Origin of the sequence: Lamprobacter sp. (assembly GCF_034860625.1) — a bacterium.
Classification (GTDB): Bacteria; Pseudomonadota; Gammaproteobacteria; order Chromatiales; family Chromatiaceae; genus Lamprobacter.
The window spans coordinates 12,814-28,644 of the sequence record NZ_JAYESN010000033.1 but is presented as its reverse complement, the minus strand read 5'-3'; the positions used below and the strand labels follow the sequence as shown (position 1 = coordinate 28,644).

11 protein-coding genes are annotated in these 15,831 nt (G+C 62.7%); 3 read left to right on the top strand and 8 right to left on the bottom strand.

The genetic code is table 11. The features are described 5' to 3' along the window. Positions 1–16 precede the first annotated feature (16 nt). Positions 17–1,153 carry an NAD(P)/FAD-dependent oxidoreductase gene (locus VBE63_RS10800; protein WP_323683032.1) on the bottom strand — a complete coding sequence of 379 codons (1,137 nt, stop codon included), beginning with the start codon at positions 1,151–1,153 and terminating at the stop codon, positions 17–19. Between the two features lie 387 nt (positions 1,154–1,540). Between VBE63_RS10800 and VBE63_RS10795 the strand changes: the two genes are divergently transcribed. Then, positions 1,541–3,736, top strand: a complete 2,196-nt coding sequence (locus tag VBE63_RS10795) for an alpha-amylase family glycosyl hydrolase (protein ID WP_323683031.1) — start codon at positions 1,541–1,543, stop codon at positions 3,734–3,736. 94 nt (positions 3,737–3,830) lie between these two features. On the opposite strand, the gene VBE63_RS10790 is transcribed toward VBE63_RS10795, so the two are convergent. Beyond that, positions 3,831–5,615, bottom strand: a complete 1,785-nt coding sequence (locus VBE63_RS10790; RefSeq protein WP_323683030.1) for a radical SAM protein — start codon at positions 5,613–5,615, stop codon at positions 3,831–3,833. A gap of 230 nt (positions 5,616–5,845) precedes the next feature. Between VBE63_RS10790 and VBE63_RS10785 the strand changes: the two genes are divergently transcribed. After that, entirely contained in the window at positions 5,846–6,433 is a 588-nt protein-coding gene (locus tag VBE63_RS10785) for a hypothetical protein (protein ID WP_323683029.1), read from the top strand. A 24-nt stretch (positions 6,434–6,457) separates the two neighbouring features. Here the strand turns inward: VBE63_RS10785 and VBE63_RS10780 are convergent, their stop codons facing one another. From VBE63_RS10780 to VBE63_RS10755, 6 genes are all read right to left on the bottom strand, one after another. Next, entirely contained in the window at positions 6,458–8,065 is a 1,608-nt protein-coding gene (locus VBE63_RS10780; protein WP_323683052.1) for a glycine betaine ABC transporter substrate-binding protein, read from the bottom strand. A 199-nt stretch (positions 8,066–8,264) separates the two neighbouring features. Continuing rightward, complete coding sequence (locus VBE63_RS10775) at positions 8,265–9,785, bottom strand: hypothetical protein (protein WP_323683028.1); 1,521 nt, start codon at positions 9,783–9,785, stop codon at positions 8,265–8,267. Between the two features lie 21 nt (positions 9,786–9,806). Then, positions 9,807–10,604: an ATP-binding cassette domain-containing protein gene (locus VBE63_RS10770; protein ID WP_323683027.1), complete on the bottom strand. Its 798-nt coding sequence runs from the start codon at positions 10,602–10,604 to the stop codon at positions 9,807–9,809. Further along, the gene (locus tag VBE63_RS10765; protein WP_323683026.1) at positions 10,591–12,042 is read right to left on the bottom strand and encodes a hypothetical protein; all 1,452 of its coding nucleotides are present in this window, start codon (positions 12,040–12,042) and stop codon (positions 10,591–10,593) included. The genes VBE63_RS10770 and VBE63_RS10765 overlap by 14 nt, the downstream gene beginning before the upstream one ends. Before the next feature lie 30 nt (positions 12,043–12,072). After that, entirely contained in the window at positions 12,073–13,011 is a 939-nt protein-coding gene (locus VBE63_RS10760) for a DUF6384 family protein (protein ID WP_323683025.1), read from the bottom strand. 21 nt (positions 13,012–13,032) lie between these two features. After that, entirely contained in the window at positions 13,033–14,208 is a 1,176-nt protein-coding gene (locus tag VBE63_RS10755; RefSeq protein ID WP_323683024.1) for a cell surface protein, read from the bottom strand. A 244-nt stretch (positions 14,209–14,452) separates the two neighbouring features. Here VBE63_RS10755 and VBE63_RS10750 point away from each other — a divergent pair, with 244 nt between their 5' ends. Further along, the gene (locus tag VBE63_RS10750; protein WP_323683023.1) at positions 14,453–15,814 is read left to right on the top strand and encodes a TrpB-like pyridoxal phosphate-dependent enzyme; all 1,362 of its coding nucleotides are present in this window, start codon (positions 14,453–14,455) and stop codon (positions 15,812–15,814) included. The last annotated feature ends 17 nt before the right edge of the window (positions 15,815–15,831 follow it).

The window sequence follows — 15,831 nt, the reverse complement described above, 5'->3', positions numbered from 1 at the left end:
TTGGCTAATCTGCCACCTATGCTGACGCCACGGCGGCCAAGATCCGTCCAGCCAGGGCCTCACCACTGAGCCAGGCGCCTTCGATGCGGGCGCCGTTGCACCAGTCGCCACAGGCACCAATCCCAAGCGCTGGGTCCCAGAGGCAGCCTTCCTCCAGCGGCGTCTTGACCAGTGAGTAGAGCCAGCTGTGCGACTGGCGCCAGTTGATCCTCGGCAGTGATCCGCCGGCCAGCTCGACCAGGGCCTCAAAGGCCTCGAGCATGGCGGCCTGCACCTGCTCGGGCGGATCATTCAGATGCTTGCGCGTCCAGCCCGGCTCGGCATGCAGCACCCAACAATCCGGCTCGCCGCCGCCCTCATCCCCAGTCGCAACCCCAGACCGCCCCAATCGACCCGGCTTGCTGCTGTCGCGCGCAACCCAGCGCAACGGCCCCTGCGTCTGATTGACAAAGATGCCATCGAAGGCCAGCGGCACCAGTGCATCAAAGCCGAGCATCAGGGTCCAGCAGGGCGTGTAGTCGACACAGGCCGCCTGTGCCGCAAGCCGGGGTGCATCCATCAGTAGCTCAGCACTTTGCGGAGCCGGCGCGCTCACCACCACGCGATCGAAGCGACCCAGATCGGTCCCCGCCTCATCGCTGAGCTGCCAACGGCCTCGGCACCAGCGTGGCGGCATCACCCGCGTCTCCAGCCGGAGGCTCAGGCCCTTGGCCAGCTCCCGGCCGAGCGCACTCATCCCCGGGACACCGACCCAGCGTGTTGTCTCCTGCCCCGCGGGCGTAAACTGAGCGCCATCAAAGGCACCGATGCGACCGTCCCAGGGCGCAACTAATCCACGCTGGGCCCAGCTCTGCACGCGTCGCTGAAAGCCAGGATCGCGGGCCGTAAAATACTGGGCACCATGATCGAAGCTGAGTGGTTGTCCGCTCGACTGTCGGCTCGACTGTCGGCTCGGATGCGCAGCACGCCGCGTCGCTGCACGACCACCACAGCCACGCGACTTCTCGAACAGGCTAACCTGATGATGCTGATCGGCCAGCATGCGCGCCGCCGCCAGTCCCGAGAGACCGGCGCCGATAACAGCAATCCGCAGCACCCGCCCCACAGCCAGCACCTGCGTTGACCGACCATCGGTAGCAGAATCAGAAGACACAAGATCCATGGGCATCACGACGGATTTGGCAAAAGGCAGTCTGACCAATGCCGGCAGAGATCGTTCCGGCGAGCAGGAGTCCGGTAGACGGCCATTGGCCGACGCGCAGACCATGCAAAAGTCGGGAATGGCTGGGATTTCATAGCAGCGTCGACCTCCCCATTGGAGGCAGGCCGTTCAACTGCGTTTCTATCGGGCGACTCCCGGCACATCACGTTACCGAATCATTCGACAATGTCGCGACGTGGCATCAGCATTCAGCACTCGCTTCTCGGCTCCTAACGCCCTAACGTTCATGACTCGGCGCCACCCCGGACAATCAATCGGGTGAGATTCACGTTAACAGCCACGCACACCACAACGATGCCTACTGGATTTCAACACAGAATGCCCTTCGGCACCGAGATCACCGCCAACGGTGGTGTCAACTTTCGACTCTGGGCACCAACCGCTCAGCATGTCGAGCTACTCTGGACCGCCGCCACTGTCCCTGGGCAGGCAGCGCAGTCGCTCCGAATGCACCGCTCGGAAGCCGGTTGGCACCATCTCGAGCTGACCGAAGCCCGTGCCGGCGACCGCTACCATTATCGAATCGATGCCGGATTAGCCGTGCCCGACCCGGTCTCGCGCTTCCAGCCCGATGATGTCCATGGCCCAAGCCAGATCATCGACCCACTCGCCTTCGACTGGGGTGCAGCCGAGTCTGCCTGGCGCGGCCGGCCTTGGCATGAGGCGGTGATCTATGAGCTGCATGTCGGCACCTTCAGCGCCGGCGGCGACTATGCCAGCATCGAGTCCCGATTCGATCATCTGCTCGAGCTCGGCGTCACCGCCATCGAGCTGATGCCGCTAGCGGACTTCCCGGGCCAGCGCAACTGGGGCTATGACGGCGCCCTGCTCTACGCGCCCGATGCTTGCTATCGGCAACCCGAGGATCTGAAGCGGCTGATCCGCGCCGCCCATCAGCACGGCCTGATGGTGCTGCTCGATGTGGTCTATAACCATTTCGGCCCCGAAGGCAACTATCTGCACTGCTATGCCCCGGCCTTCTTCCATCCAGACCGCCACACGCCTTGGGGAGCGGCAATCGATCTCGATGGCCCGCAGGCGCATTGGGTGCGCGAATTCTTCATCCAGAACGCCCTCTACTGGCTCGAGGAATATCGCTTCGATGGCCTGCGGCTCGATGCCGTCGACCGGATCATCGATACCAGCGACCCCGACCTGCTCGATGAGCTTGCCCAGCGCGTACAGGCTGGCCCCGGTCGCGCGCGGCAGATCCATCTGGTCCTGGAAAACGATCACAACGACGCCCGGCGTTATGAACGCACCACAAAGGGGCAACCACGCCACTTCACCGCCCAATGGAACGATGACCTCCACCATGCGCTGCACCATCTGTTGACCGGCGAGACCGATGGTCCTTATCAGGACTTCGTCTCGGACGCAGGCTCGAGCCCCGGCTCTAGCTCCACCCTTCAGCCTAGCTGCAGCCATGGCTCAGCCTCCCGCTCTGGCTCTGGCTCCCGCTCTGGCTCAGCCTCCCGCTCTGGCTCTGGCTCTTGTTCGATTCGGCCCCCCTTTTCCGTTTCCCTGTTGAACTCCAGCTCGAGCGTAGATCCTAGCTCAGGCCCAGCACCAGGCCAAGCGACAGCTACAGCCCCATGCTCAGTCTTAGAGTCAAACGCTCGTTTCGAGGACAGGACCACTCAGCTTATCGCCCGCGCACTCACTCAAGGCTTCGCCTATCAGGGCGAGCCATCCGCGTTTCGCGATGGCCATCGCCGCGGTACACCGAGCCGGCATCTTCCGCCGGCGGCGATGGTCAATTTCTTGCAGAACCATGATCAGGCCGGCAACCGCGCCTTCGGCGAGCGCCTGCATCAGTTGATCCCGACCGAAGCCCTAGACGCCGCCTTCGCCCTCATGCTGCTCGCACCTTCCCCTCCATTGCTCTTCATGGGCGAGGAATTCGACGCCGAGAGTCCATTCCTGTTCTTCTGCGATTTCGGCCCCGACCTCGCCGAGGCGGTGCGCGAGGGTCGGCGCCGTGAGTTCGCCCGCAGCTATGGATTCACCGACCCCGCCAGCCGCGCATCGATCCCGGACCCCAACGATCCCGAGACCTTCACCCGCTCTCGGCTCGACTGGCGCTGGCGCGATCATCCCGGCCAAGCGGTCCACCCCGACACAGACTCCGCTGCCTTGTCGCAACAACGACGCTTCTCCCTCTGCCGCCGACTCCTCGCCCTGCGCCGAGCCCAGATCGCGCCGCTGATCCCGCTGATCGAACAGGGCGGCGATGCCCTTGTCTTTGGTCGCGGTCGCCTTTCAGTGCAATGGAGCACGAGCGATCACCACCAGCTTCGACTCATCGCCAATCTCAACGGCGAGCCAGTCGAGATGCCCCGCGAGATCAAGCCACCCTGCCGATCCAGCCTGATCCTCGACCATCGGCCAGGGACTGAGCCGACAACGGCCTCAGAAACCTCTGGGTCAACTGCTCGCGTACCGATTCAAAAGAGCCATCTCGCACCCTGGTCGGTCCAATGGTGGATCAGCGCCACGGCCAAAAACACCTGAAAAAACACCTGAATCAACCGCGCAACCTCTGCCGGCATCCTGGTGATGGGCATGGGCGATGAGGCGGTGCGGGTGATCAATCCCGAGGCACTCGCTAAGCCGCATTGACGTTCGCGAACATCTCCAGGCGTTGCCGCTCATCGACACTGACCGGCTGCATCGCGGTATCGGTATAGGCCAGCGGATCGGGTTCCGCCATGACACGTTCTAAGATGCGCCGATAGTGACGATGCATCCGATAGGCGCCACCGTACTTGATCACAAAGTCCCACGCGAACTTCGGATAGAACAGCAGCGGATGCTCGATCGGCAGACCGGGGCGGCGATCGCGCCGCACCTTGCGCCGAATCAGCCCACCCTCGAGCGGATGCATGCGCTCATGCACGATCGGCGCATGGAAGGCGAACAGCTTGGCCAGCATGTTCTTCGGGTCATAGCCCCAGACCCGGCAGCGGCGTAGCACCGTGGCGACATGCTCATCGCTGTAGTAGAGGTCCCAGACCTCGCGATAGATCGCCTCCCAGTCGGCGCGCGTCATGCGCGGATGCGCCATGGTGACGTGCTGAGTATCGTACTGGTTCATATCCGATTCCAGCTCGACGCCCTGCCGGACCAGCTGCTGATGATCCTTCGACCCCGGCAAGGGCGTCAGGATGAAGAACTCCATGATGTCGATCGGCAGCTCGCGCTGGATGATCTGGATATCGCGACGGATGCTCTCCGGCGTATCGTCCGGGAAGCCGAGGATGTACCCGGCATAGGTCAGCACCCCAACCGCATGCCAGGCCTGGAGCATGGCGCGGTAATCGCCGATCTTGTTCTGTCCCTTCTGCGCCCCTTTGAGCGACGCCGGGTTGATGCTCTCCAGGCCGATGAACACCCGGTTGACCCCAGCCGCGGCCGCCTTGTCGATGAAGCCCTTGATCCGATGGGTTTGGGTATCGGCCTGGATCACCAGATGGATCTGCACGCCTGACTCACGGAGCGCGATGATGCGATCGAAGATCGCCTCCCAGTTACGATTGCGCGCGAAATTATCGTCGGTGATGAAGAAATTGCGCGTGCCATCGGCGGCATTGGCGCGGATCAGCGCCTCGACATCATCGGCGCTGCGATGGCGCGACTTGCGCCCCTGGACATTGATGATGGTGCAGAAGCTGCACAGGAACGGGCAGCCGCGCCCGGCGTCGAAGCTCGCGCGCTTGCCCATGGTGCGCTTGATCCGCGCCGCCGGCAAATAGGGAGTCGGCGCGCCGGTTAGATCCGGCAGCTCGCTGAGATAATTGTAGATGGGCTCGAGCTGGCCAGCCGCGGCATCCAACAGCAGCCGATCCAAACGCCCTTCCAGCTCGCCGGCGAAGAGGCTGATGCCGTCATCCAGGGCATCTTGTAGCTCGCTCGGCCGCTGCTCGAGCATCGACAGACAACCGCTGACATGAAAACCGCCGATCACCACCGGCAGGCCAGCCGCCTTGAAACGTCGTGCCAGGTCGAGCGCACGCGGATACTGATTCGATTGCACCCCGACCAGCCCGACTAGGGCACCACCGCCTCTGCCTCCGCCACCGCCACTGCCACCGCGATCGCCTCTGCCATCACGATCGATGCCGCGCCGCATGTGTCGGATCAAGCCTGCCGTATCGATCCGGGTGTTGGTCTCGTCGAGCACCGTCACCTCGATCTCAACATCCTCGCCAAGCACCCGGCGCTCGGCCGCGTCCAGCGCATTGCCATAGACCGCCGCCAGGCTGTTCGACGGGATCGACGATCGCCACCACTGGATCACATAGCCATCGTCATCGTAATGCGAGGGTTTGATCAGCAGGAGGTGGAAGGGTCGGCGGACGGTCGGACGTCCGAAGAACTTGGGAATCGCCATAAACCTGACCGTTTAACTGAGGTGTAGGCGATCTATCATACAGTGGGCTGCGATCTCAGCCCGAACAGCCCTTGAACAGCCTCTAAACGGCGGAGACGAGCAATGCAGTCGACAGCGCCCAACGTGCACGCGCGCCGCCAGCTGCAGAAGCCAGATCCTAAGCCGCGACTAGACAATGGGTCAAACAAGCACCACTCTATTGGCACAGATCGAACCAGAGTCCACAGAAAATGGGTGTTGCCGTCAAGCTCTACGAGCAGCTCGCCGAGGCGGTTGATGATCAAACGCGCATCCGGCTGCTGGCTGAGGCCATTGGTCAGCTCGAAGAGCGCTGGCCGACTGCCGACGAGATTCCGCGGCGTCACGACCTGCGTGAGACGGAGCTACGTCTGCAGAAGGAAATCGAAACCGTTCGCAAGGAAATCGAGATCGTACGCGGCGAGAATAAGGATATGGAGCTGCGCTTGCAGAGGGAGATCGAGGGCGTTCGTAAGGAGATCGAGATTGTTCGCAAAGAGATCAAGGATCTTGATCTGCGCCTGCAGAAGGAGATCGAGGGCGTTCGTAAAGAGATCAAGGATCTTGAGCTGCGCCTGCAGAAGGAGATCGAGGGCGTTCGCAGGGAGATCAAGGAGCTGGAGCTGCGCCTGAGCAAAGAGATCAAGCAGGTTGAGCTGCAGGTGCAGGAGGCCCGTATCGAGATCAAGGCGACCGAGGCCAGCCTGCGCATGGCGATCCACCGTCAGACGCTCTGGGTGGTCGGTGCGGTTGGGACCGTAGTGGGGTTGATTCGGGTGTTAGAGTGGTTATTGCCTTAGCGGCATCCGGACGGCAACCTGCTGCTACGATGCCACCGGTCGCAATCTGAGCCCACGCGGCACCACCCAACGCTCACCCAGCTCGAACAGCCCCTGAAAGGCCAAGGCGAGCAACGCGGCCGGCACCGCACCCTGCATGATCAGCCCCGTGTCATCGAGACGGATACCGGTCAGGATCGGCTGCCCATAGCCACCAGCACCGATCAGCGCGGCCAGGGTCGCGGTACCAACATTCAGCACCGCCGAGGTCTTGATCCCAGCGAGGATCGAGCGCGCCGCCAGCGGCAGCTCGACCAGGCGCAGACGTGCATTTGGCGTCAGCCCGATCACATCGGCCGATTCGCGGATCGGACGCGGAATATCGATCAGCCCGGCGTGCGTATTGCGCACGATCGGTAGCAGGCTATAGATGAAGAGCGCGGCGACGCTCGGCAGCCAGCCGATGCCGAGCAGTGGGATCAGGAACACGAACAGCGCCAGCGAGGGGATCGTCTGCAGCACACCGGTCAGCCCGAGCAGTAGCTGACCCAGACGCGGGCGACGCGCGGCAACGATGCCGAGCGGTACCGCGACCAGGATCGCCGCCGTCAACGACACACTCACCAGGCCCAGGTGCTGCAGCGTGCGCTCGAGCAGCCGCTGCCACAGCCCCTTGCGCTCAACCGCGACCTCCACCCCGAACCGATCAGCCAGCAGCCGCGCCGCCGCTTCCTGCTCGCTCGCGCCATCGAGCTTGACCATCCCGTTCAGTCCAGCCATCACCGGCTCGCTGATCGCACCTTCAAACCGCTGCAACAACGCCACCGCATCCGGCAGGCGCTGCGCCAGATCGCTGCGATAGAGCAGCAGCGCCTGATAGTCATCGAAATAGCCGAGATCGTCGGCCAGCTGCACCAATCCATAGCGTTCGATCTCGGCATCGGTGGTGTAGACCACGGTGGCGTCGATGCGACCACTGGCGATACCGCGATAGGCGAGATCATGATCTAGCCCCTGCACCCGCGTCTGCGGCAAGCGGTAGCGGCGCTTCAAACCGGGCCAGCCATCGCCGCGGTCGAGGAACTCGTTGCTGAAGCCGAAGCGCAGCTCGGGATGCGCGCGGAGATCGGAGATGGCCTGCAGACCGAGCCGCTCAGCGGTCTGCGCCGTCACCGCCACCGCATAGGTATTCTCGAAACCAAGTGGCGCCGACATCTCGACCCCGCGTCCTGCCAGCTCGGTGCGCAACGCATCCAATCCATCTAGCCCCTGATCGGCCAGAATCTCCCGCAGCAGGGTGCCGCTGTACTCGGGATAGACATCGATCTCACCAGCGAGCAGCGAGCCCCAAAGGATACGGGTGCCACCCAAGGCAGCCTGGTGCTTAACCTCAAAGCCGGCATCGGCCAGCAGCAAAGTCAGCGCGTCCCCCAAGATCACTGATTCCGTGAACTTCTTCGAGCCAACTGTGAGGTTTAGGTTTGGTGCAGAATCAACCGACCTTGTAACCAAAGGACCGGACTCAGCTTCAAGCCCAACTTTGGGTTCAAGCCCAGCTTCGGAATCAGGTTGAGGCTCCGCCGAAGGCCCCGTCAGTACATGGACCGCCGAGTCAGCTGTCGACTCGACTGGGGATTCAGCCAGCAGCTGCATAGGCACCGCCAGACAGGCAACGAGCAGCAGGAGCTCGACGCTCAAACACCATAACGAGAAGCACGGCCGACTCGAAAACATTTGCCGCCTCAGACACACAAATAGACATCGGTAGACCGGGATCGCAAAAGCGAGCATCTGTTGATGATGCCCAACCGCGCAGCGCCGGGTCGGCGGTGGTGACGGTATGACAAGAGTCTCACTGCGCCAAGGGCTCTGGGCGCCGCAGTGGTCCAAAAGCGGCATCCATGCGCTCGAATGGCAGCGATACCCCAACGGGTAGGTGCAGCATCCCAGTCGCATGCCACTGCTCGCAGCCATCGTGCTTCAGCATCACCGCGATGGGCTGGGGCTGGCCCTCCTCTGCAGTCGGGACAAAGGGCCGTGTCACTAGCGCTGTAAAGGGTGTCGGCCAGGAATCCGTAATCACCATCCAGGGCCACTGCAGACTGTATGGCTCATTGTCACCAACATGAATGCAGGCAGCCTCGCTGCTAGCCACGATGTCCTGCAGACCACGCACCCCCGTCCACCAGGCGGATGACTTTGCCATCAGCAGCATCAACAATGCCACACCGAGTATGCGCAGAGCGGTGGATGGCAACTTGCTGCAGGCTAGGCTTAGCCCTGCTTCCGTCTGCATGCCTCGCTCCGCTTCCCACTGCAGACTTTGCCCAGCTTCCTGCTGCAGGCTGCACCCCGATTCGCTGTGCAGACTTGGCACCGCCTCCCACCGCAGGACGAGCCAGGTCACCGCCGCCATGCCCAGCAAGCCCACGCCTAGTGTCATGGCTGACTTGAGGACGATGCCTTCGCCGAGAAGAAATTCTGCGCTGACCCAAGCAGAGATCAGCAACACCAGCCACAGGAGCAGCATCAGCGCTCGAGAAGCCAAGGATGAGCGCTGGCAACGATGCAGCACCCAAAAGCAAAGCAGCGTCACGCAGACCAGCATCACGATCAGCAGATGCTGGGCAGTGGTTTCGCCAAACAGGTAGCCCAGCGCGCTCGAGGGGTTAAGCCGTCCGCGCTCATAGTCGTTGAGACCAAAGGTCGTCCAAGCGACCCGCACCAGACCGTTGGCAACCAGCCAAAGCCCGATTCGATACCAAACGACGCGCTGTTTAGACGCGATCGGCTCCGAAGGCACCCAGGACAACAGCCAAGCGACCAGTCCTAGACCAAAGCAGAAGATGAAGGTCAACGGATGGAGCAGGAGCAACAGCGGACCCCAAGCGATAGCCAAGGCCATGACCCAACGACGCTGCGGCAAGAGCAGCATCGCCAGCAGCACGGGGCAGGTCAGATAGAGTCCATTCAGCAGCTCCGAGACGCCAGAGAAATTAAGCTGCATGGCCAAGAATGACGGCAGCACCAGCAGCAGCAATGCCGGCGCCCGATTCCGGAGCAGCAGCCAGCAGCTCCCTAAAGTTCCTAGCGGAATCGCCATGTAGGCGGCTGAGAAGAGGAAGCGACCCAACGCCAGATCCGCACCAAGCGAGAACGCCATCACCGCAGGCAACTGGGGCAAGACAGCGGAGACACGGAGGTTCGGTACAACTGCCGCCTGCTCGGTCACAATCGTGAAGAAATAGAACGAGCCATCCTCAAACAGTGGCAAACCGACCGCGGCAACAATCAAGTAGCCACAGAAGGCAAGCGCGACGGCAAAGTCGCCCGCGCGACGAAACTCGCAACCATCGTCGATTCTGTCTCGCAATGGCGTTTGCAGATCCACGGATTAACAGACAGGCGCGCTCAGACCCTGGCCCGCCTCGGTCAGCATCCGCTGCGGCTCGCGTTGGGCATTGACGAACTCGGCCACGAAGGGCTCGGCTGGAGCTTGCAGCAAAGCTTGAGCAGGGCCCTGTTGCACGATGCGTCCGGCGCGCAGCAGAACCAGTTGATCGCCGAAGAACACCGCCTCAGCCAGATCATGGGTCACCATCAGCACGGTCTTGTGCAGGCGTTGGAAGATCGCCGCCAACTCGCGTTGCAATTCGACCCGGATCATGGGGTCCAGGGCGCCGAGCGGCTCGTCGAGGAGGATCAGGTCGGGGTCCAGCATCAGCGCCCGCATCAACGCCGCACGCTGGCGTTGACCGCCAGAAAGCTCAAGCGGAAAGCGGTCTAGGAGCGCCGCAGGCAGCTGCACCAGCTCGGCCAGCTCAGCGAGTCGATCGCGTCGCCGCGATGCCGACCAGCCAAGCTCACGCGCCATCAACTCGACATTCGCGCGAACGCCCAAGTGTGGAAATAGCCCGCCTTCTTGGATCATGTAACCCATGCGCAAACGCGCCGAGCGCAGGTTACCGGTGCTCAGCGGCGCACCCTCGAACTGGACCTCGCCCACATCTGGCTGGATCAAGCCGGCGGCGAGTCGCAACAAGGTGGACTTGCCGCAACCGCTTGGGCCGATGAGGACGGTTGTCGCCGCTTCGGGACAGTCCAGGGAGACACCATCGAGGGCTAGCTGGTTTGCATAGCGCTTGGAAATGCCACGATAGCTGAGCATAATCTCGGCGTCAGAAGCCGCCACCGGTCCGGAAGCCACCACCACCAAATCCGTCGCCGGTGCCGAAGCCACCGCCGCCAAATCCGCCGCGTCCCGAACTGCCGCGCCCCGAGCCGCCCCAAGAAGAACCGCGACGATAGCTGCCCGAGCCAAACGCTGGATTAGCGCGCGGGGGCCGATAGCGATATTGCTCCTCCAAGCCCCGTAATAGCGACCGCCGATCGAGCAACCCATTGACAAAGTTGGCGAGCATCATCGCCACCATGGCCTTGTCATCGAATTCGGAGCCTGGCCGATCCATGCGACGCTGGCGCAGCTCGCGCTGTAGCTGCGTTAATTCCTTTAAACGCTCCTGCTGCTTGGCCCGAGTGGTCTCGGTCTGCTCACGCAGGAAGCTGATCCGGCGTTGCTGGCGATCAATCTCGACCAGATTTGCCACCAGTTGATCATCTTCGGGCATCGGCGTGGCGCGCGCAGCGCGCTCAAGCGCTTTCAACGCGCTTGCGCCCAGCGCTTGGGCGAGCTGGTCGATGGCCGCACGGCTCTGGGCGTCTTGACCGGACGCAAACAGCGCGCGCTGCTCGCGCAGTGCCTGCAACTGCTGTTGCACGGCATCGATTCGCTGGTCGATCTCGTCGAGCGCCTCCTGCTCTTGATCGCAGGCATGGTCCAACGCCGGTATGCCGTCAGCTGCCCGGGCCGCCTCATCAAGCGCACGCAGCGCATCGATCTCGGCCTCCGCCCGCTGCTGCATCCGCTCGGCATGCGCGCGCAGACGCGGGCCGATCTCGAGCAGCCGCTGGTAGCTCAGCCGTGAATCGGCGTAGCCAATCAGCCGCGCGACCTTGCCATCGAGCCAGGCAAATAGCCCGCGTGCGGCATAGTCGGCAGTCCCATAGCCGCGTTGCCATAGATACATAAAGAGTGGATCGGCCTGGTAGCGACTGCCCTTCGTGACCTGCTCCTGCTCGCGCTCAGTCGCCTTCTCGTCAGCATGCAGAGCAGTACGCTCAGCCTCATGAGCACGCTCCAGCTGGGACTGATAAGCCGCATCCGATGCCAATCGCGCCTGCGCCGCGGCCTCAGCCGTATCCAGCCTATCTGCCGCTGCCTGCAAACGCTCGACCTGTGCGGCTCGTTCCCGCTCAAGCGCGTCCAGACCGGCCTGGGCGTCGGCAATTTGCTGCTCCACCAACGCCGCTGCCGCGTCGCGCTGCTTGAGCCATTGGGCTGCCTCGGCCTCGGCCCGGTCCAAAGACCCGCTCGCCCCGGTCTCCAGCAGCTCGATGCGCAGTTTCGCCAGCGACCTTAACTGCTCGGCACGCTGATGCAGGAGCGCCTGCTGCTGCGTGCGCAGCTCGCTCAGCTGGGCATCAAGCTCATCAAGCGCCCGTTGTTGACCCCGTGCGGCCTGAGCTACTTCGGCAATGGCTTGACGACCGGTGATCATCGATACGCCCATCGGTGGCTTCGGACACTCATATCCATAGGGCTACCAGTCGGTGATGGCCGCGCCGCTGCTCGGCACGGAGTAACGTGGCTCAAGCTCACCAGGCGCCTTGGCGCCCAGGAGATCGTCCTGGATGATGCCATCATCGCCCTTATCAGCCGCCACGCGCTCGAAGGTTGCGCGGTCGACCCGCAGACCCCAGCGTTCGACCCGCTTGGTCTCGCCGGTCTCTTCACTGCGCACCGGCACCGCAACCCGTCGCCCGCCAGCATCGATCGCCTCGACGACCAGATAATAGTTGCGCGCCTCTGGATTGGCCTCGGGAATGCGCCAAACACCGCTGCGTACCCCAGGCCGATTGACGACCCTGATCTGATAACCGACCGCAAGCTGATCACGCAGTTGCTCGAGCTGGGTCAGCAGATCGCGCGCAAGCCCGGTCTCGCCTTGATCCAGCGCCTGCCGCGCCGCGGCCAGCAGCTGATCGGCTTGCGCATTCACCCTCTCCGAGCCGGCCAGCTCGCGCACCTCAGCATGACGCGCCTTGAGCGTATTCGGTAAGACCTGGTTGGGCATCACGACCAGCAGTATCCAGGCGCCAACCAGTAGCAGCAGCGCCAACCATGCGCCCAGCAGCCACTTGCCCCAACGATTGCGACTGACATACAACCGCGCCAAGGTAACCGCAAACGAGGGCGCCGGCGGCTGATAGACAAAACGATCATCGCGCAGCGCGCGCACGCCCTCATCGAGCACCGCATCACTGACCTCGATGCCCTGGGCGGCATAGACCCGTTGCAACCGGATCTTCAACGCCGCCTCACGCGCACCGCTGTCGAGCTCCTGCTCCACCAAGCGCTGCTGGCGGCGCAGGCTATCGACCACGTCCATCGCCAGCATCAGGTCGTCGAGCGGAGCCTGACCCTCCGCCTGTTGCGGATCATCCTGGCTCTGGCTCATACCCCGGCCCTGCTGGGACATCGCCCTGGTATCCTGTTCCGCCTAGGCTGTCACCAACGCTTGGCCTTGCTCGGCTAGCCGGGCCATGCGTCGCTTGCCATCCTCGACCGCGTCACGAATCTCCTCGGCGTTGCGGGTCGACGCCAGGCGCATCTCCTCGATGATCTCGCGCGAGCGGGTTTGATAGTTGACCACGGAGTCGACCAGCTTCTTCACCGATTCGGCGCGAACGGTCGGCCCGTAACCTGCCTTGATCGCCGCTTCTTGGACCTTGCCACCCATTTCGGCCAGCACCTCGAGTGACTGACTGATGCCGTCTTTCATTGCATTGAGGGTCTCGGTGGTCTCGGCGAGCCCGAACATCCCGGTAAATGAGGCGCTGAGCGCAGTCAACACCGTCTCGTTGGTGCTGAAGAAGCTGATCGCCTGCTGATAGAGGCGCTCCTTGGCGTTGGTGGTCTGCAGCAGCCGCGCCATGACCACCTCAGAGGTATTGTAGGAAACAGTCAGGTTATCGGCCAAGTCCTTGGCAATCTGATAGCGCTTCTCGACATCTTGCAAGGCGCGCACCTGCTCATCACGGCCCATCTCGAGCCGGGCTCGGGCAGCGGCATCATCGCCGCTAAAGGCCTCGATCTCCCGCATCGCCAGATCGACCTCGGCGCGTGACGCCTCGAGCTGTGCCTCGGCCGTCTTCAGCACCTCCAGCGCCAGCACCTCCGATGACTTGAGCGCACCGCGAAAATCCTGATAGGCATCCAGAATGCGTTGCTCACGCTGGATCTGATCGTTGGTGCTGTCGGTGACTTCAAGATAGGCCGCCTTAATCTTCTCGAACCGGCTCGGAATATCGCCTCGCGTTGCCTTCATCCAGACGTTGGCAACACGTTCGAAGGTATCGATCTTCCCGTCATCGAGCTGATCGACCATCGTTTTGGCGTCATGTCGAATACTGTTGAAGGCGTCGGTGATCTCCTCGAAGCGGTTACCCACATCCATTGCCTGCACTTGCTCACGGACGACCGTATTGAAAACACTGGCCTGAGTCAGCGTGCGCGCAATGGCCGCGACCCGGTCTTCATCGAGGCCCGCGATCGCATTGAGTAACGGCATCATCGGATCATCAGCGCTGCGCTGCTCGGTGGGCGCCAGGCCGATCTCGTGCAGGGTTCCCAACGCCCTGTCCAAATACTGCATCGGGGCCGCGGTCATAGTCATGAGGTTTCCTCTTTATCGATGGGCGATCGATGGGCGCGGGGGTCGAATGCGCATGGGCGCAATGGGGGCATCAACAAGTAGCAGTTGGCGTCCGTCAAGCAGTTGCGCAAGTGCTCTTCAGCCGACACCCATAACCTGGCACACTTGCCGATGCTGCGAGCCTTGGCTACTGGTCCGCCAGCCCAAGCTCGGCACCCGCACCACTCCATACCCTCTCACCCCTGGGGAGACAGAAGAAACGATCATGAGCGACAGCGTCAAGTACCTGCTCGACGAAGAGCATCTGCCCAAGTTCTGGTACAACATCAATGCCGACCTACCCGAGCCGATGGCGCCGGTGCTCCACCCTGGAACCAAAACGCCGATCACCCCCGATGATTTGGCGCCGATCTTCCCGCGCGCGGTGATCGAGCAGGAGATGAGCACGGAGCGCGAGATCGAGATCCCGCAGCCGGTTCGCGATGTGTATCGGCAATGGCGCCCATCACCGCTCTTTCGCGCCCGTCGCTTGGAGAAGGCGCTCGATACCCCGGCGCGCATCTACTACAAATACGAGGGCGTCAGCCCGGCGGGCTCGCATAAGCCCAACACCGCCATCCCACAAGCCTTCTACAACAAGGCCGAGGGCGTCAAGCGCATCACCACCGAGACCGGCGCCGGCCAATGGGGCTCGTCGCTGGCGCTCGCTGGCACCTTCTTCGACCTCGAGATCGTGGTCTTCATGGTTCGGGTCAGCTTCAACCACAAGCCTTATCGGCGCGCCTACATGGAGACCCTAGGCGCCGAATGCATCGCTAGCCCAAGCGACCGCACCGAGTCTGGCCGCGCCATCCTCGCCGAGCATCCGGACAGCACCGGCAGCCTCGGCATCGCCATCAGCGAGGCCGTCGAGCTCGCGGTCCAGCGTGACGACACCCGTTATGCGCTCGGCAGCGTGCTCAACCATGTCCTGTTGCATCAGACCCTGACCGGGTTGGAATCGATCGAGCAGATGCAGATGGCGGATGACTATCCGGACCTGGTCATTGGCTGCACCGGTGGTGGCAGCAATTTCGCTGGCCTCGCCTTCCCGTTCCTGCATCAGACGCTTCGTGATGACCTGAAAACCGAGTTCATCGCCGTCGAGCCATCGGCCTGCCCAACCCTCACCAAGGGCGCCTTTGCTTACGACTTCGGCGATACCGCCCACCTGACCCCACTGGTCAAGATGTACACACTCGGCTCCACCTTCGTCCCACCGGGTTTCCATGCCGGTGGACTGCGTTATCACGGTATGGCGCCGCAGATCAGCCATTTGGCCAAGCTCGGCTTGATCAAACCGCGCTCTTACAACCAGCTTGAATGCTTCGACGCTGGCATCCGGTTCGCGAAGGCCGAGGGCATCTTGCCGGCACCCGAGGCGAACCATGCCGTGCGCGCCGCCATCCACGAGGCCGAAAAGTGCCGCGAATCGGGCGAGTCGAAGGCGATCCTATTCAACCTCTGCGGCCACGGCCACTTTGATATGCAGGCCTATATGGACTACAAAGAGGGCAAGCTCAGCGACCTCAGCTACGATGAGGGCGAGATGGCGATGGCCTTGGCTGGTCTGCCAAGCGGCTGTTAGCCGAACCCGCTTCGCCC